Genomic DNA, 16,749 nt, shown 5'->3' with positions numbered 1-16,749 from the left:
GCCGGAATGGTGGCAGTGACCCCGGAGACGGGGCCGGACACGGCCCTCGGGGCAGACAGGACGGACGGGACGGGCATGACTGCTGACCTGGGCACACAGCTCGCGGCGGCGTTCGACGCCGCCGTGGCGGCGGACGAGCGCGTGGAGCCGCGCGACTGGATGCCCGACGAATACCGCGCCTCCCTGGTCCGTCAGATGGCACAGCACGCCCACTCCGAGATCATCGGCATGCAGCCCGAGGCGAACTGGATCACCCGCGCGCCCTCGCTGCGCCGCAAGGCGATCCTGATGGCCAAGGTGCAGGACGAGGCCGGCCACGGGCTCTACCTCTACAGCGCGGCCGAGACGCTCGGCACCAGCCGCGACGAGCTGCTCGACAAGCTCCACTCGGGGAAGCAGAAGTACTCCTCGATCTTCAACTACCCCACCCTGACCTGGGCCGACGTCGGCGCCATCGGCTGGCTCGTGGACGGCGCGGCGATCACCAACCAGGTGCCGATCTGCCGCTGCTCCTACGGGCCCTACGCCCGCGCCATGGTCCGGATCTGCAAGGAGGAGTCCTTCCACCAGCGCCAGGGGTACGAGCTGCTCCTCGCCCTCTCGCGGGGCACCGAGGCCCAGCACGCCATGGCGCAGGACGCGGTCGACCGCTGGTGGTGGCCCTCGCTGATGATGTTCGGCCCGCCGGACGACGAGTCGGCGCACTCGGCTCAGTCGATGGCCTGGCGGATCAAGCGCCACTCCAACGACGAGCTGCGCCAGCGGTTCGTGGACATCGCCGTCCCGCAGGCCGAGTCCCTCGGCCTGACCCTGCCCGACCCGGACCTGAAGTGGAACGAAGAGCGCGGGCACCACGACTTCGGCGCCATCGACTGGGCCGAGTTCTGGGACGTGCTCAAGGGCAACGGCCCCTGCAACGAGCAGCGGATCGGCCAGCGGCGCACGGCCCACGAGGAAGGCGCCTGGGTGCGCGACGCCGCCGCGGCGTACGCGGACAAGCAGGCGGCAAGGCAAGCGGCGGAGCACGCCGAACAGAACGAGGAGGCACGGGTATGACGCAGAACTGGCCCCTGTGGGAGGTCTTCGTGCGTTCGCGCCGCGGCCTCTCGCACACGCACGCGGGAAGCCTGCACGCCCCCGACGCGGAGATGGCCCTGCGCAACGCCCGCGACCTGTACACGCGGCGCGGCGAGGGCATCTCGATCTGGGTGGTGCCCTCCACCGAGATCACCGCCTCCTCGCCGGACGAGCGGGACCCGTTCTTCGCCCCGTCCGCCGACAAGCCGTACCGGCACCCCACCTTCTACGACATCCCGGAGGGGGTGAGCCACCTGTGAGCGCCACCGACACCGGCACGACCGGCACCACCGCCACCCCCGGCACCACCGTCGCGGCGGCTCTCGCGCTCGGCGACGACGCGCTGGTCCTCTCCCACCGCCTCGCCGAGTGGGCGGGGCACGCCCCCGTCCTGGAGGAGGAGGTCGCCCTCGCGAACATCGCCCTCGACCTGCTCGGCCAGGCCCGCATCCTGCTGTCCATGGCCGGCGACGAGGACGAGCTGGCCTACCTGCGCGAGGAGCGGTCCTTCCGCAACCTCCAGCTGGTCGAGCAGCCGAACGGCGACTTCGCCCACACCATCGCCCGCCAGCTCTACTTCTCCTTCCACCAGCACGAGCTCTACGGGGAGCTGGCCCGCGGGGACGGCCCGTTCGCCCCGCTCGCGGCCAAGGCCGTCAAGGAGACCGCGTACCACCGCGACCACGCCGAGCAGTGGACCCTGCGGCTCGGCGACGGCACCGAGGAGAGCCGGCTCCGCATGCGGACCGCCCTCGACGCCCTGTGGAAGTACACCGGGGAGATGTTCCAGCCGGTGGACGGAATCGACGGCGTCGACTGGGCCGCCCTGGAAGAGCGCTGGCTGACCGCGCTGACCGGCGTGCTGGAGCGGGCCGGGCTCGCCCTGCCCGAGGGGCCGCGCACCGGCGCCTGGGCCGCCGGCGCCGGCCGCCAGGGCCTGCACACCGAGCCGTTCGGCCGGATGCTCGCCGAGATGCAGCACCTGCACCGCAGCCACCCGGGGGCGTCATGGTGACCACCGACGCCGGAACCACCCGCCTGGAGGCGGAGCTGACCGAGCTGGCCGGTTCCGTCCCGGACCCCGAGCTGCCCGTGCTCACCCTCGGCGAGCTCGGCGTCGTGCGCGGCGTGCGGATGCACGAGGACGGCCACGCCGAGGTCACCCTCACGCCCACCTACACCGGCTGCCCGGCCATCGAGGCCATGTCGGCGGACATCGAGCGGGTCCTGACCGGCCACGGCATACCCGAGGTGCGGGTGACCACCGTGCTGGCCCCCGCCTGGTCGACCGACGACATCAGCGCCGAAGGCCGCCGCAAGCTCGCCGAGTTCGGCATCGCCCCGCCCCGCCCGCACGCGGCCGGCGGGCCGGTCCCGCTCACCCTGTCGGTCCGCTGCCCGAACTGCGGATCGACCGACACCGAACTGCTCAGCCGGTTCTCCTCCACCGCGTGCAAGGCGCTGCGCCGCTGCACCTCCTGCCGCGAACCGTTCGACCACTTCAAGGAGCTGTAGATGGCCGCCCCCCGCCACGGCGCGTTCCACCCGCTGACGGTGGCGGCAGTCGACCGGCTCACCGACGACTCGGTGGCGCTGACCCTCCGGGTTCCCGCGGAACTGCGCGAGGAGTACCGGCACGCCCCCGGCCAGCACCTGACCCTGCGCCGCACCGCCCCCGAGGGCGGCGCGGAGATCCGCCGCACCTACTCGATCTGCTCTCCCGCCCCGGCGCCGGACGGCCCGGGACCGGCGGAGCTGCGGGTCGGGGTACGGCTGGTGGAGGGCGGGGAGTTCTCCACCTTCGCCCACAAGGAGATCGCCGCCGGGGACGTCCTCGACGTCATGGTCCCGGCCGGCCGGTTCGTGCTGGCGCCCGCCGCCGCCCCGGCCTCGGGGCACTATGCGGCGATCGTCGGCGGCAGCGGCATCACGCCCGTGCTGTCCATCGCCGCGAGCCTGCTGGCCGCCCGCCCCGACGCCCGCTTCTGCCTGGTGCGCAGCGACCGTACGGCGGCCTCGACGATGTTCCTGGAGGAGGTCGCCGACCTCAAGGACCGGTACCCGGCGCGGTTCCAGCTGGTGACGGTCCTCTCCCGGGAGGAGCAGGAGTCCGGGCTGCCCTCCGGGCGGCTGGACGAGGAGCGGCTGGCGGCCCTGCTGCCCGCGCTGCTTCCGGTGGCGGAGGTGACGGGCTGGTTCCTGTGCGGCCCCTACGGTCTGGTGCAGGGCGCCGAGCGCGCCCTCAGCGGGCTCGGTGTCGTACGGACCCGGGTGCACGAGGAGATCTTCCACGTCGAGGAGGTCACGGCTCCGGCTCGCGCGGCGGCCTCGGCGGCCGCCTCGCACGGGCGGGTCACCGCGCGGCTCGACGGGCGCTCCGGCACCTGGCCGGTCCAGGACGGGGAATCCCTGCTCGACGCCGTGCTGCGCAACCGCGCGGACGCCCCGTACGCCTGCAAGGGCGGGGTCTGCGGCACCTGCCGGGCCTTCCTGGTGTCGGGCGAGGTCCGGATGGACCGGAACTTCGCCCTGGAGTCCGAGGAGACGGAGGCCGGGTTCGTGCTGGCCTGCCAGTCGCACCCGCTGACGGAGGAAGTGGAGATCGACTTCGACCGCTAGGGAGTCCTCGCCGGGAGTTCCCCTCCGGGAGTTCCTCTGTCCAATTTCCAGAACCTGTTCTATCTTGACGCACCGTCAGACCTGAACGCGCGCGGGAGGACAGGCAGTGGACTTCACCTTCACCGAGGAGCAGCAGGCCGCCGTCGAGGCGGCCCGGGCCGTGTTCGCCGACGTCGCACCCGACGGCGTGCCCAGCCCCGCGCTCACCCCGGGCGCCGTCGCCGACGACTTCGACCGCCCGCTGTGGGCCAGGCTCGCCGGGTCCGACCTGCTGGGCCTGGTCCTCGCCGAGGAGCACGGCGGCGCCGGCCTGGACGCCATCGCCCTGTGCCTGGTGCTGCGCGAGGCGGGCCGGGTGCTGGCCCGGGTCCCGCTGCTGGAGCACTGCGCCGCCGCCATGGCGGTCCAGGCCCACGGCAGCCCCGAACTGGCCGCCGCCCTGCTGCCCGGCGCGGCGCGCGGCACGCTCGTGCTCACCGCCGCCGCCCATGGCCGCTCCGGCCACGACCCGGCCGAACTCGCCGTCACCGCCCGCCGCGAGGACGGGGCGTGGATCCTGGACGGCACGCAGACCGCCGTCCCCTGGGCGCAGACCGCCGACTGGATCGCCGTACCGGCCCACACCGGCGAGGGCGATGCCGTCCTCGCGCTCGTCCCGCGCACCGCCGAGGGCCTCGCCCTCGCCGAGCAGGTCTCCACCAGCGGAGAGCGGCTCGCCGAACTCGCCCTGGACGGCGTACGGGTGGACGCGACCCACCTCATCGACACCCCGGGGGCCTGGGAGCGGCTCCGCCAGCTCCTCGCCACCGGCACCTGCGCACTGGCCCTCGGGCTCGGCGCGAGCGTCCTCACGATGACCAGCCAGTACACCGGCAAGCGCGAGCAGTTCGGCTTCCCGGTGGCCACCTTCCAGGCCGTCGCCGTCCAGGCCGCCGACCGCTACATCGACCTGCGCGCCATGGAGGTCACCCTGTGGCAGGCCGCCTGGCGGCTCGACGCCGCGACCGGCGGCGCCGGCGGACCGCTGCCCAGCTCCGGTGACGTCGCGGTCGCCAAGATCTGGGCCGCGGAGGGCGTACGCCGGGTCGTGCAGACCGCCCAGCACCTGCACGGCGGCTTCGGCGCCGACACCGACTACCCGCTCCACCGCTACCACGCCTGGGCCAAGCAGCTGGAACTCCAGCTCGGCCCCGCCGCCGCGCACGAGGAGGCCCTGGGCGACCTGCTGGCCGCCCACCCCCTCGGCTGACCGGGCCCTCGGCTGACCGGGGCTACAGCACGAAGGCCGGGTTCCCGTTGTCCGTCACCATCGGGCGCCCGGCACCGTCCCAGGCCTGCATCCCGCCGTCGACGTTCACCGCGTCGATCTCCTGGCGCACCAGGTACTGGGTGACCTGCGCGGAGCGGCCGCCGACCCGGCACATCACGTAGACCCGGCGGCCGTCCTCGACTGCCTCCGTGAGCTCGCCGAAGCGGGCGACGAAGTCGCTCATCGGGATGTGCAGGGCGCCCTCGACGTGGCCGGCCGCCCATTCGTCGTCCTCACGGACGTCCAGGACAAAGCCTTCGGAGGGCACCGCGGCGGCGTCCACCGAGGGAAGCGGTCCGAAGTTCATACGTCGCCTTCTCTCATCGCAGATGGTCCTTCCAACCTATCCGACGGGCACGTTCGGCCCCGCCGGCACGGCCCGTCCGCTCACTCCGCGGCGAGCGCCGCCGCCAGCTCCGCCTCGCGCTCGGACACCTGCGCCAGCAGCTGCTCCGCGATCTCCTCCAGCAGCCGGTCCGGGTCCTCGGGCGCCATCCGCAGCATCGACCCGATCGCGCTGTCCTCCAGCTCCCGGGCCACCAGCGCCAGCAGCTCCTTGCGCTGTGCCAGCCACTCCAGGCGGGCGTACAGCTCCTCGCTCTCGCTCGGCGCGGCCGCCGCCTCCGGGGCCGGTCCGGCCGCCCACTCCTCGGCCAGCTCGCGCAGCAGCCCCTCGTCGCCCCGCCCGTAGGCGGCGTTGACCCGCGCGATGAACGCGTCGCGCCGCTCGCGCTCCGCCTCCTCCTGGGCGAGGTCGGGGTGCGCCTGACGGACCAGCTCGCGGTACAGGCGGCGGACCTCCTCCGTGGGGCGCACCCGCTCCGGCGGCCGCACGGGCCGGTCGGTGAGCATCGCGCCGGCGTCGTCGGAGATCCCGTCCGAGCCCAGCCAGTCGTGGAACAGCTCGTCCACGCCCGGCATCGGCATGACCAGCGCGCGTGCCTCCCGGGCCCGGCGCAGATCCTCGGGATCCCCGCTGCGGGCCGCCTTCGCCTCGGCGATCAGCGCGTCCAGCTCGTCGAGCCGGGAGTACATCGGGCCGAGCTTCTGGTGGTGCAGGCGGGAGAAATTCTCCACCTCCACGCGGAAGGTCTCGACCGCGATCTCGAACTCGATCAGCGCCTGCTCGGCGGCCCGTACGGCCCGCTCCAGGCGCGCCTCCGGGCGCTCCTCACTGGTGACGGAGGAGTCGCCGGAATCACCGGGGACTGTCTGCTCAGGCTGCTCGGTCTGCTCGCTCACCCGGCCAGCCTACGGCCCGTCCGCGCGGGCGGTGTTTCACGTGAAACACCGCCCGCGGCGACCGGGCCCGCCGACGCCGTCAGACCCCGGCCTCCGCCGCGATCCGGCCCGCCCGCACCGCCGCCACCAGCTCGGCGTGGTCGGCCTCGGTCCGGTCGGCGTAGGCCACCGCGAAGGCCGCCATCGCCTCGTCCAGCTCCTCGTTCTTGCCGCAGTAGCCGGCCAGCAACCGCGGGTCGACGCTGTGCGCGTGCGCCCGGGCCAGCAGGGCGCCGGTCATCCGCCCGTAGTCGTCGATCTGGTCGACGGTCAGCGCGGCCGGGTCCACGCTGCCCTTGCGGTTGCGGAACTGCCGTACCTGGAACGGCCGGCCCTCCACCGTGGTCCAGCCCAGCATGATGTCGGAGACCACCTGCATCCGCTTCTGCCCGGCGACCACCCGGCGGCCCTCGTGCTCCTCGGGCGGCGACACGAAGCCCAGCGCGGGCAGGTGCGGCAGCAGCACCGAGGGCCGGGCCTCCTTCACCTGGAGCACCAGCGCCTCCCCGCGGTGGTCCAGCAGCAGCACCACGTACGAACGGGTGCCGACGCTCCCGGTCCCCACCACGCGGAAGGCCACGTCCTGGATCGCGTACCGGGCCAGCAGCGGGAGCCGGTCGCCCTGCAGCGTCCGGAGGTAGGGGCCGAGCGAGGCGGCCACGGCCGCCGCCTCCGCGTCGCCGACCCGGCGCAGCACGGGCAGCGCGTCGACGAAGCACAGCCCGCCGTCCGGCCCCGTCCGCGTCGACTTGGCGGCGAACCGGGCGGAGGTGTTGTTGCGGGCCTTCTCCGAGACCCGCTCCAGCGTGCCCAGCAGGTCCCGGGCGTCGGTGTGCGAGACGAGCTCCTCGTCCGCGATGGCGTTCCACGCGTCGAGGGCGGGCAGCCTGGCCAGCAGCCGCATGGTCCGCCGGTAGGCGCCCACCGCGTCCAGCGCCGCCGCCCGGCAGGTGCCCTCGTCCGCGCCGGCCACCCGGCCGGCCAGCACCAGCGAGGTCGCCAGCCGCTTGACGTCCCACTCCCACGGGCCGAACACGGTCTCGTCGAAGTCGTTCAGGTCGATGACGAGCCGCCCCTGGGCGTCCCCGTACAGGCCGAAGTTCGCCGCGTGGGCGTCGCCGCAGATCTGCGCGCCGACCCCGGTCACCGGGCCGCTCGACAGGTCGTGGGCCATCAGCCCGGCCGCCCCGCGCAGGAACGCGAAGGGGTTCGCGGCCATCCGGCCCACCCTTATGGGAGTCAGCTCGGCGACCCGCCCCGCGTTGGACTCCTCCACCGCCCGGACCGCGTCCGGCCGCCCGGCCGGCGCCACGAAGCCGGCGTGCGCCGACCGCGGCACGCGGGCGCGCAGCGCCCTGCCCTCCGCCTTGGGCGAACCCGCCGCCGTTCGCGGCGCGAAGCCCGCCACGTCCGGAATCCGCTGCCCCGCTACCGCCGCCATCGGCGCCGCCCCCACCCGTTCATCGATCGTCGTTCGAACGGGCTGACCGTATCTACAGCCCGGCGTCCCTGGCCAGCAGTGCGGCCTGGACCCGGTTCTCGCAGCCCAGCTTCGCCAGGATCCGGCTCACGTACGTCTTCACGGTCGCCTCGCTCATGTGCAGCCGCCGGCCCGCGTCCGCGTTGGACAGCCCCTCGCCCAGCAGCGCCAGCACACCGCGTTCCCGCTCGCTCAGCGCCGCCACCTGCCGCCGGGCCTCCTCCCCGCGCACGGCCGCCTTCCCCGACGCCAGCTGGTCCACGACGTGCCGGGTGGCCCCCGGCGAGAGGTAGGCGTCCCCGGCCGCGGCGGCCCGGACGGCCCCGATCAGCTCGCCCGGCGCCGAGTCCTTCAGCAGGAACCCCGCGCCGCCCTGGCCGAGCGCCCGCAGCACGTTCTCCTTCTCGCCGAAGGTGGTCAGGATCAGCGCGCGCACCTCCGGCGCGGCCCGCCGCAGTTCCCCCAGCGCGGTCAGCCCGTCCATCACCGGCATCTGGATGTCAAGGAGCATCACGGCGGGCGCGTGCGAGCGGGCCAGCTCCACCGCCTCCCGGCCGTTCGCCGCCTCCGCGACGACCTCGATGTCCGGCGCCGAGGTCAGGATCATCCTGATCCCGGCCCGGATCAGCGGCTCGTCGTCGGCGATCACCACGCGGATCACTTCGGCTGTCACCCGTGCTCCTACTGCTTGACCTCGTAGACCTGCTTGTCGACGAGCTTGCCGTCCTGGAAGCAGAACCGGAACACCAGGTCCGTGCCCCAGCTTCCCGACGATTCCTCCGCGAGCAGGGCCAGGCACTCCGAGCCCGGCGGCCTGGCCGGCCCCTTGCGCACCGCCCCCGCCGTCATGAAGCTCTCGCCGCTCGGCAGCCGGTCGCGGACGGCCTGCTCCGGCTCGCCCACGTGCACGGCGTCGTACTCGTCCCGGCCGATCATCGCGTCGCCCGCCGAGTCCGCCAGCAGCACCGCCCCGGCCCCGAGCACGATCACCAGCAGCACCACCGCCGCGAAGGCGATCCCGCAGCCCACCGCGACGCCGCCGGTCCGGCTGCGCACCCGTACGGCCAGCTCCCGGTCCACCGCCGCCCAGTCCATCGGCTGCTCCCCGGCCGGCCCCCGCACCCCGGCCGACGCGTGCGTCTGCGCGTGGGCCCGCTGCCCGAAGTCGTCGGCCACGTCCTCCACGCCGGCCGGCTCGGTCCCGTACGGGAGCACGCCGGCCACCCGGAACCCGCCGCCCTCGGTGGTGCCCGCGTGCACCATCCCGCCGACCAGCCGCGCCCGCTCGCGCAGCCCCGTCAGTCCCTGCCCGCCCGAGACCACCTCGGCGTCCGCCGGGCCGGCCGCCGGCCCGTTGGCGATCTCCACCACCAGCGAGTCGTCCTCGTACCGCAGCTCGACGGCGATCGGCGCCCCCGGAGCGTGCTTGTACGCGTTCGTCAGCGCCTCCTGGACGATCCGGTACGCGGCGTGGTCGCATGCCGCGACCAGCGGCCTCGGCTGCCCCGACGTGGTCAGCCGTACGTCGGTGCCCGAGCCCCGCGCCGCCTCCACGACCCCCGCGATCCCGGCCACGCCGCGCGCCGCGGGCTGGGCCTCCTCCACCGGCGCGGGCGCCTCCACGCCGTCGCGCAGGATGCCGACGACCTCGCGCAGTTCGTGCATCGCGGCCACCGAGGCCTGCCGCAGCACGCCCACCGCCTCGCGCTGACGGCCGGTGAGTTCCGGATCCACCTCCAGCGCACCGGTGTGCACGGAGATCAGGGCCAGCTGGTGCCCCAGGCTGTCGTGCATGTCCTGGGCGATGCGCTGCCGCTCGCGCAGCCTCGCCTGCCCGGCGACCATGGCCCGCTCGCGCAGCAGCTGTCCGTTGCGCTCGTGGAGCGCCCGCAGCAGGGTGCGCCGCTGCGACCAGTACCGGCTGGCCAGACCCGGCATCACGATCATGGCCAGGAACATCAGGGTGGAGAACACGATCACCAGCAGCGGCTGCATCTGCGCCGCCTGGTCCGTCACGCTGGCGCCGACCGCCGCGACGAAGGCCAGCGCGAAGGCCGCCACCGCCCGGCCCACCCCGACGATCCGCCGCCCCGCGGCCCAGGCCAGCAGGGGCGTCACGAAGAACGTCCCCGGGAGGAGGGCGCCCACCGCCGAGGCGACGACGAGCGCGGTCCCCGGCAGCCGCCGGCGCATCAGCGTCAGCGCCACCACGACCACGGAACTCATGAGCATCCGCAGACCGGACCCGTCGCTGAGCTCGTCCACGCCCAGCCCGAGGATGGCGAGCACCCCGCCGATCGCCAGGTCCCCCGCCAGCATCCGCCGGGTCCAGGGCTCCGGCCCCCTCAGCCACTGCCAGCCCGCCCGCGCCTTCGCCTTCACATCCACCCGCCCGACCCTAAACACCCGTCCCCCCGCCCGACTGCCCTCTTTCGTCGCACCCGTCCCGACGAAAGTCGAACGGGGGGTGGCGACTTCGGCGACGTGTCCTGGATCACCCTCGGCCGGGCCACGGAAGGGACCGGGGAAACAGAAGTGACGGGGAAACACGAAACGGCCGCCACCGCTTTCGCAGTGACGACCGTCTCGTCGATGTGGGCGAGGGGGGATTTGAACCCCCACGTCCCGAAGGACACTGGCACCTGAAGCCAGCGCGTCTGCCGTTCCGCCACTCGCCCGAGCAGCGTCCCAGTGGTTCTTCCCTTTCGGGCCGTTCCCCTGGCGACGTCGAAACATTAGCACGGTGAGCGGGGTGGTTTGAAATCGCTTTCCCGGGACAGCCGCACCCCGCCGTGGACGGCCCCTCCCGCACTCCGCTCCCGGTGCGGGACACTGTTCCTGCGGCGCCCCTACGATCCCTTGTGAGGACCAACACTCGTCCTCACAGGAGCGATGGGGAACCACTCGAATCCGCCACGCGTGGATACGATCAGTAAGCAGTACAGGGCGACAACGACGGAGGAGGTGCCCCATGGGAGTTCTGAAGCGGTTCGAGCAGCGACTCGAAGGTCTGGTGAACGGCACCTTCGCCAAGGTGTTCAAGTCCGAGGTCCAGCCGGTGGAGATCGCCGGAGCCCTCCAGCGGGAGTGCGACAACAACGCCACCATCTGGAACCGCGAGCGGACCGTCGTCCCCAACGACTTCATCGTCGAGCTCAGCGCCGGTGACTACGACCGCCTGAGCCCCTACTCCGGGCAGCTCGGCGACGAGCTCGCGGGCCTCGTCCGCGACTACGCCAAGCAGCAGCGCTACAGCTTCATGGGCCCCATCAAGGTCCACCTGGAGAAGGCCGACGACCTCGACACCGGGCTCTATCGGGTCCGCAGCCGCACCCTCGCCTCCAGCGCCTCCCAGCCGCAGGCAGGGCCACCCTCACCGCAGGGCGGCTACGGCTACCCTCCGGAGAACCAGCCGCAGGGCGGATACGGCTACCCGCCGGTCGCCGCCCCGCCCATGCCCAGCGCGCCGCCTCCCGGCGGCGCGGGCGCGCGCAGGCCCGCCCCCGGCGGACCCGCCGGAGCGGCCCCCGCGGCCGGCTCGGGCGGCCCCCGGCGGCACTGGATCGAGATCAACGGCACCCGCCACCAGATCTCGCGTCCCACGCTCGTACTCGGCCGAAGCACGGAAGCCGACGTGCGGATCGACGACCCCGGCGTATCCCGCCGGCACTGTGAGATCCGGACCGGAACGCCCTCGACGATCCAGGATCTCGGGTCCACCAACGGCATCGTGGTGGACGGGCAGCACACCACCCGCGCTACGCTCCGCGACGGCTCGCGGATCGTCGTGGGCAGCACGACCATCATTTACCGGCAAGCCGAAGGGTGAAGCGGGGGCAATGTCAGAGCTGACCCTGACGGTCATGCGGTTGGGTTTCCTAGCCGTTCTGTGGCTGTTCGTCATCGTGGCCGTCCAGGTCATCCGCAGCGATCTCTTCGGGACGAGAGTGACCCAGCGCGGCTCCCGCCGCGGTGGCGCCACGAGCGCCCCGCAGCAGGCCGGCCGCCAGGCCGCGCCTCCGCAGCAGCGCCAGCGCCGCGGTGCGCCCACCAAGCTCGTCGTCTCCGAGGGCACCCTCACGGGCACCACGGTGGCCCTCGCCGGCCAGACGATCACGCTGGGCCGCGCCCACGACTCCACGATCGTGCTGGACGACGACTACGCGTCCAGCCGCCATGCCAGGATCTATCCCGACCGTGACGGCCAGTGGATCGTCGAGGATCTCGGGTCCACCAACGGCACGTATCTCGACCGGACCCGGCTGACCACCCCGACGCCCATTCCGCCGGGCGCACCGATCCGCATCGGCAAGACCGTCATCGAGCTGCGGAAGTAGTACGAGAATGAGCGAGCGGAGCGAGCGCGCGACGGCGATCCGTCCCACCGAGGACACGGACACGCGCGCGCTCCCGACCGGAGGGTGGGCAGTGTGGCTCGAGACCGGTTGTACCCGGAGCCGACCGGCGAGGTGCGCATGAGTCTGTCCCTGCGGTTCGCCGCCGGATCACACAAGGGCATGATCCGCGAGGGGAACGAGGACTCCGGCTACGCCGGCCCCCGTCTCCTCGCGATCGCCGACGGCATGGGAGGCCAGGCCGCCGGCGAGGTCGCGAGCTCCGAGGTGATCTCCACCCTCGTGCAGCTCGACGACGACGTCCCGGGCTCCGACCTCCTCACCTCCCTCGCCACCGCCGTGCAGCGGGCCAACGACCAGCTGCGCGTCATGGTCGAGGAGGACCCCCAGCTCGAAGGCATGGGGACCACCCTGACCGCCCTGCTGTGGACCGGTCAGCGCCTCGGCCTCGTCCACGTCGGCGACTCCCGCGCCTACCTGCTCCGCGACGGCGTCCTCACCCAGATCACCCAGGACCACACCTGGGTGCAGCGCCTCGTCGACGAGGGCCGCATCACGGAAGAGGAAGCCACCACCCACCCGCAGCGCTCCCTGCTGATGCGCGCGCTGGGCAGCGGCGACATCGTCGAACCCGACCTCTCCATCCGCGAGGTCCGGGCCGGCGACCGCTACCTGATCTGCTCCGACGGGCTCTCCGGCGTCGTCTCGCACCAGACCCTGGAAGAGACCCTCGCCGACTACCACGGCCCCCGCGAGACCGTGCAGTCGCTGATCCAGCTGGCGCTGCGCGGCGGCGGACCCGACAACATCACCTGCATCGTCGCCGACGTCCTCGACACCGACAGCGGTGACACCCTCGCCGCCCAGGTCAGCGACACCCCGGTGGTCGTCGGCGCGGTCGCCGAGAACCAGCACCAGCTCTTCGACGGCGGCAACGCCATGCAGACGCCGGCCGGCCGGGCCTCGGGCCTCGGCCGCCAGGCCCCGCCGCCCGCCGGTGCCTTCGGCCCCCCCGGCAGCGGCGACGCCCCCGGCTACGGGTACTCCGAGCAGGGCCAGGGCGGCGGCTACGGCAGCTTCGGCGAAGCCGACGGCTACGACGCCGACTCCGGCTACGAGGACACGTACGACCACCCCCGCAGGCGCCGCAGCAAAGGGCGCAAGTGGACCACCCGTACGCTGACCCTGCTCATCGTCGCCGGCGTCATCGGCGGCGGCCTGTACGCCGGCTGGCGCTGGACCCAGACCCAGTTCTACGTCGGCAAGAAGGGCGAGCACGTCGCGCTCTTCCGCGGCATCAGCCCGAAGCTCGGCCCGCTGGAGCTCTCCAAGGTGGAGACCGACCGCCCCGACATCGAACTGAAGTACCTGCCGCCCTTCAAGCGGAAGCTGGTCGAGGCCACCATCAGCGAAGGCAGCCTCGACGTCGCCAAGAGGAAGCTCGACGACCTCGGCGTCCAGGCCTCCGCCTGCAAGAAGGACGAAGAGCGCCGCACCGCCGAGGCGCAGAACACTCCGACACCCGGTCCCAGCCTGACTCCCGAGGAGCAGCAGCTGGTCGGCCTGTGCGGGAAGTAGCAGTCACACGCGGGCGCAGGGGGCCTGCCACACCATGAGCGTTGTCACCAACACGACCACCATCGGCGCCATCGAGCTGCCGAGCCGGCGGAACACCGAGCTCCTGCTGCTCGTCTTCGCCGTGGTCATCCCGATGTTCGCCTACGCCAACGTGGGTCTCGCGATCAACGGCAGCCTGCCGCCCGGCATGGTGCTCTACGGCCTCGGCCTCGGCTGCCTCGCCGGGATCGCGCACCTCGTCGTGCGCCGGTACGCCAAGTACGCCGACCCGCTGCTGCTGCCGCTGGCCACGCTCCTCAACGGTCTGGGCCTCGTCCTGATCTGGCGCCTGGACCAGTCCGACCGCCTGCAGAACCTGGCGAAGCGGTCCTTCGGCGCCTTCTCCCCGTCGGCCCCCCGCCAGATGATGTACACGGCGGTGGCCATCGCCCTGTTCGCCGCCGTGCTGCTGGTCCTCAAGGACCACCGCGTACTGCAGCGGTTCACGTACATCTCCATGGCCGGCGCCCTGGTCCTGCTGATCCTGCCGGTCATCCCGGGCCTCGGCGCCGACGTCTTCGGCGCCAAGATCTGGATCAGCGTCGGCGGCTTCTCCATCCAGCCCGGTGAGTTCGCGAAGATCGTCATCGCGATCTTCTTCGCCGGTTACCTCATGGTGAAGCGCGACGCGCTCGCGCTGGCCAGCCGCCGCTTCATGGGCCTCTATCTGCCGCGCGGCCGCGACCTCGGCCCGATCCTGATGATCTGGGCGATGAGCCTGCTCGTCCTCGTCTTCGAGAACGACCTCGGCACCTCGCTGCTGTTCTTCGGCATGTTCGTGATCATGCTGTACGTGGCCACCGAGCGCACCAGCTGGATCGTCATCGGCCTGCTGATGTCGGTCGGCGGCGCCACCGTCGTCGGGGCCACCGCCAGCCACGTCAAGGCCCGCGTCACCGCCTGGCTCGACCCCTTCGCCTGCTACTCCACCTCCGGCGCCTGCGAGCAGGTCGGCCAGTCGATCATGAGCTTCGGCTCGGGCGGCGTCCTCGGCACCGGATGGGGCCAGGGCAACTCCGACCTCATCGGCTTCGCCGCCAACTCGGACTTCATCTTCTCCACCGTCGGCGAGGAGCTCGGGCTCGCCGGTGTGATGGCCTTCCTCCTGCTCTACGGCCTGATCATCGAGCGGGGCGTCCGCACCGCCCTCGCCGCCCGCGACCCCTTCGGCAAGCTCTTCGCCATCGGCCTCTCCGGCGCCTTCGCGCTCCAGATCTTCGTGGTCGCCGGCGGAGTCATGGGCCTCATCCCCCTCACCGGCATGACGATGCCCTTCCTCGCGTCCGGCGGTTCATCCGTCCTGGCCAACTGGATCCTCATCGCCGTCCTCATCCGGATCAGCGACACCGCACGCCGCCCCGCACCGGCCCCCGCCCCGTCCCCCGACTCCGAGATGACCCAGGTGGTCCGCCCGTCATGAACAAGCCCCTGCGCCGCATCTCGCTGTTCTGCGGGCTGCTCGTCCTCGCCCTGCTGATCCGTACGAACTGGCTGCAGTACGTCCAGGCCGAGGAACTCAGCACGCGCAAGGAGAACCGCCGGGTCCAGATCGCCCAGTACGCGACCGAGCGCGGCAACATCATCGTCCGGGGCGAGCCGATCACCGGCTCCGCGGTCACCGACGGCAGCGACTACAAGTTCAAGCGCACCTACAAGGACGGCGCGCTGTGGTCGCCCGTCACCGGGTACGCCTCGCAGGCCTTCGGCTCCACCCAGCTCGAATCGCTCGAGGACGGCATCCTCACCGGCAACGACGACCGGCTGTTCTTCGACCGCACCATCGGCATGTTCACCGGGGAGAAGAAGCAGGGCGGCAACGTCGTCACCACGCTCAACCCCGACGCGCAGCGGGCCGCCTTCAAGGAGCTCGGCGACAAGAAGGGCGCGGTCGCCGCCATCGACCCGCGCACCGGCGCCATCCTCGCCCTGGTCTCCACCCCCTCGTACGACCCCTCCAGCTTCGCGGGCAACTCCAAGGCCGACGAGAAGGCCTGGGTCGAGCTGAAGGACAGCGAGGACAAGAAGCTCGTCAACCGCGCCCTGCGCGAGACGTATCCGCCGGGCTCCACCTTCAAGGTGGTCACCGCGGCCGCGGCCCTGGAGCACGGCGTCGTCAAGAACATCGACGACCCGACGGACACCCCCGAGCCGTACATCCTGCCCGGCACCCAGACCAAGCTGCCCAACTCCCACACCGGTTGTGAGAAGGCCAGCCTCAACGAGGCCCTGCGCATCTCCTGCAACTCCGTCTTCGCCAACATGGGCGACAAGGTCACCCGCGACAACATGGTGGAGACCGCGGAGAAGTTCGGCTTCAACAACGACAAGATCGACATTCCGGTCCGCGCCTTCGCCAGCATCTACGACAAGAAGATGGGCAAGGACGGCAACGCCCAGAGCGCCATCGGCCAGTTCAACACGGCGGCCACCCCGCTGCAGATGGCCATGGTCACCGCCGCGATCGCCAACGACGGCAAGCTGATGAAGCCGTACATGGTCGACATGCTCACGGCCCCCAACCTGGACGTCATCGAGAAGCACGAGCCGCAGGAGATGAGCCGGCCCCTCTCCGCCGCCAACGCGCAGAAGGTCCAGGAGATGATGGTCAACGTCGTCGAGAAGGGCACCGGCTCCAACGCCAAGATCAAGGACGTGAAGGTCGGCGGCAAGACCGGTACGGCGCAGCACGGCGAGGGCAACAAGAAGCGCCCCTACGCCTGGTTCATCTCCTACGCGGAGAACGCGGACGGCACCTCGCCCGTCGCCGTCGCCGTCGTCATCGAGGACAGCGAGGGCACCGCCCGCGACGACATCAGCGGTGGCGGTCTCGCCGCCCCCGTCGCCCAGGCGGTCATGAAGGCAGTGCTCAACAGCCAGAAGTGACCAAGCAATGACGGGCCGGAGCGGAGTGACGCACCTCACTGAATTCCGCCCGGATCCGAGCGTACGGTACCGGTCCAGTATCAGCCTGTGGCCACGAACCGATCACGGACGATCGGCCGGTAGCCTTT

The 16,749-nt window shown here is 72.3% G+C and carries 16 protein-coding genes and 1 tRNA gene; 11 read left to right on the top strand and 6 right to left on the bottom strand.

The annotated features are described in order from the left end of the window. The first annotated feature begins 6 nt into the window (after nucleotides 1-6). The 6 genes from paaA to ACZ4VT_RS03400 all read left to right on the top strand — a co-directional run bounded on the left by paaA (nucleotide 7) and on the right by ACZ4VT_RS03400 (nucleotide 4,945). A complete protein-coding gene (gene paaA, locus ACZ4VT_RS03425) occupies nucleotides 7-1,056 on the top strand; it encodes a 1,2-phenylacetyl-CoA epoxidase subunit PaaA (protein ID WP_467946156.1) in 1,050 nt (349 codons plus the stop codon). After that, nucleotides 1,053-1,337, top strand: a complete 285-nt coding sequence (gene paaB / locus ACZ4VT_RS03420; protein WP_030009045.1) for a 1,2-phenylacetyl-CoA epoxidase subunit PaaB — start codon at nucleotides 1,053-1,055, stop codon at nucleotides 1,335-1,337. Before paaA ends, paaB begins: the two co-directional genes overlap by 4 nt. Further along, complete coding sequence (gene paaC / locus ACZ4VT_RS03415; RefSeq protein WP_467946154.1) at nucleotides 1,334-2,092, top strand: 1,2-phenylacetyl-CoA epoxidase subunit PaaC; 759 nt, start codon at nucleotides 1,334-1,336, stop codon at nucleotides 2,090-2,092. Before paaB ends, paaC begins: the two co-directional genes overlap by 4 nt. Next, nucleotides 2,086-2,592 (top strand): 1,2-phenylacetyl-CoA epoxidase subunit PaaD, encoded by a 507-nt coding sequence (paaD, locus tag ACZ4VT_RS03410; protein ID WP_467946152.1) that lies wholly within the window; start codon nucleotides 2,086-2,088, stop codon nucleotides 2,590-2,592. Before paaC ends, paaD begins: the two co-directional genes overlap by 7 nt. Then, nucleotides 2,593-3,696 (top strand): 2Fe-2S iron-sulfur cluster-binding protein, encoded by a 1,104-nt coding sequence (locus ACZ4VT_RS03405; protein ID WP_467946150.1) that lies wholly within the window; start codon nucleotides 2,593-2,595, stop codon nucleotides 3,694-3,696. Between the two features lie 106 nt (nucleotides 3,697-3,802). Beyond that, nucleotides 3,803-4,945 (top strand): acyl-CoA dehydrogenase family protein, encoded by a 1,143-nt coding sequence (locus ACZ4VT_RS03400; RefSeq protein ID WP_467946148.1) that lies wholly within the window; start codon nucleotides 3,803-3,805, stop codon nucleotides 4,943-4,945. Nucleotides 4,946-4,967: 22 nt separating this feature from the next. Here the strand turns inward: ACZ4VT_RS03400 and ACZ4VT_RS03395 are convergent, their stop codons facing one another. The 6 genes from ACZ4VT_RS03395 to ACZ4VT_RS03370 form a co-directional block, all read right to left on the bottom strand. Beyond that, a complete protein-coding gene (locus ACZ4VT_RS03395; RefSeq protein WP_030383866.1) occupies nucleotides 4,968-5,312 on the bottom strand; it encodes a rhodanese-like domain-containing protein in 345 nt (114 codons plus the stop codon). 80 nt (nucleotides 5,313-5,392) lie between these two features. Beyond that, nucleotides 5,393-6,157: a hypothetical protein gene (locus ACZ4VT_RS03390; RefSeq protein WP_467946423.1), complete on the bottom strand. Its 765-nt coding sequence runs from the start codon at nucleotides 6,155-6,157 to the stop codon at nucleotides 5,393-5,395. Nucleotides 6,158-6,326: 169 nt separating this feature from the next. Further along, nucleotides 6,327-7,727, bottom strand: coding sequence for a DUF2252 domain-containing protein (locus ACZ4VT_RS03385; RefSeq protein ID WP_467946147.1), 1,401 nt, complete (start codon nucleotides 7,725-7,727; stop codon nucleotides 6,327-6,329). A gap of 52 nt (nucleotides 7,728-7,779) precedes the next feature. Continuing rightward, a complete protein-coding gene (locus ACZ4VT_RS03380; protein WP_467946145.1) occupies nucleotides 7,780-8,439 on the bottom strand; it encodes a response regulator in 660 nt (219 codons plus the stop codon). A gap of 8 nt (nucleotides 8,440-8,447) precedes the next feature. Then, nucleotides 8,448-10,154 carry a sensor histidine kinase gene (locus tag ACZ4VT_RS03375; RefSeq protein ID WP_467946143.1) on the bottom strand — a complete coding sequence of 569 codons (1,707 nt, stop codon included), beginning with the start codon at nucleotides 10,152-10,154 and terminating at the stop codon, nucleotides 8,448-8,450. A 207-nt stretch (nucleotides 10,155-10,361) separates the two neighbouring features. Beyond that, nucleotides 10,362-10,444 (bottom strand) — tRNA-Leu (locus tag ACZ4VT_RS03370). Nucleotides 10,445-10,737: 293 nt separating this feature from the next. On the opposite strand from ACZ4VT_RS03370, the gene ACZ4VT_RS03365 reads away from it, so the two are divergent. From ACZ4VT_RS03365 to ACZ4VT_RS03345, 5 genes are all read left to right on the top strand, one after another. Then, a complete protein-coding gene (locus ACZ4VT_RS03365) occupies nucleotides 10,738-11,595 on the top strand; it encodes an FhaA domain-containing protein (protein WP_467946142.1) in 858 nt (285 codons plus the stop codon). A 10-nt stretch (nucleotides 11,596-11,605) separates the two neighbouring features. Further along, entirely contained in the window at nucleotides 11,606-12,103 is a 498-nt protein-coding gene (locus ACZ4VT_RS03360; RefSeq protein WP_215014477.1) for an FHA domain-containing protein FhaB/FipA, read from the top strand. Nucleotides 12,104-12,241: 138 nt separating this feature from the next. Beyond that, nucleotides 12,242-13,699, top strand: a complete 1,458-nt coding sequence (locus ACZ4VT_RS03355) for a PP2C family protein-serine/threonine phosphatase (RefSeq protein ID WP_467946140.1) — start codon at nucleotides 12,242-12,244, stop codon at nucleotides 13,697-13,699. Nucleotides 13,700-13,733: 34 nt separating this feature from the next. Beyond that, entirely contained in the window at nucleotides 13,734-15,158 is a 1,425-nt protein-coding gene (locus ACZ4VT_RS03350; RefSeq protein WP_467946138.1) for an FtsW/RodA/SpoVE family cell cycle protein, read from the top strand. Next, a complete protein-coding gene (locus ACZ4VT_RS03345) occupies nucleotides 15,155-16,621 on the top strand; it encodes a peptidoglycan D,D-transpeptidase FtsI family protein (protein ID WP_467946136.1) in 1,467 nt (488 codons plus the stop codon). The genes ACZ4VT_RS03350 and ACZ4VT_RS03345 overlap by 4 nt, the downstream gene beginning before the upstream one ends. Nucleotides 16,622-16,749 lie beyond the last annotated feature (128 nt).

This window comes from Streptomyces sp. NPDC029164 (assembly GCF_055563995.1).
This window is presented reverse-complemented; position numbering and strand designations above follow the sequence as displayed.

Bases quoted from the DNA above. Each gene is read 5' to 3' on its own strand.
- paaA (WP_467946156.1), top strand. From the start codon at position 7: ATGGTGGCAGTGACCCCGGAGACGGGGCCGGACACGGCCCTCGGGGCA.
- paaB (WP_030009045.1), top strand. From the start codon at position 1,053: ATGACGCAGAACTGGCCCCTGTGGGAGGTCTTCGTGCGTTCGCGCCGC.
- paaD (WP_467946152.1), top strand. From the start codon at position 2,086: ATGGTGACCACCGACGCCGGAACCACCCGCCTGGAGGCGGAGCTGACC.
- ACZ4VT_RS03405 (WP_467946150.1), top strand. From the start codon at position 2,593: ATGGCCGCCCCCCGCCACGGCGCGTTCCACCCGCTGACGGTGGCGGCA.
- ACZ4VT_RS03395 (WP_030383866.1), bottom strand. From the start codon at position 5,312: ATGAACTTCGGACCGCTTCCCTCGGTGGACGCCGCCGCGGTGCCCTCC.
- ACZ4VT_RS03385 (WP_467946147.1), bottom strand. From the start codon at position 7,727: ATGGCGGCGGTAGCGGGGCAGCGGATTCCGGACGTGGCGGGCTTCGCG.
- ACZ4VT_RS03365 (WP_467946142.1), top strand. From the start codon at position 10,738: ATGGGAGTTCTGAAGCGGTTCGAGCAGCGACTCGAAGGTCTGGTGAAC.
- ACZ4VT_RS03360 (WP_215014477.1), top strand. From the start codon at position 11,606: ATGTCAGAGCTGACCCTGACGGTCATGCGGTTGGGTTTCCTAGCCGTT.
- ACZ4VT_RS03355 (WP_467946140.1), top strand. From the start codon at position 12,242: ATGAGTCTGTCCCTGCGGTTCGCCGCCGGATCACACAAGGGCATGATC.
- ACZ4VT_RS03350 (WP_467946138.1), top strand. From the start codon at position 13,734: ATGAGCGTTGTCACCAACACGACCACCATCGGCGCCATCGAGCTGCCG.
- ACZ4VT_RS03345 (WP_467946136.1), top strand. From the start codon at position 15,155: ATGAACAAGCCCCTGCGCCGCATCTCGCTGTTCTGCGGGCTGCTCGTC.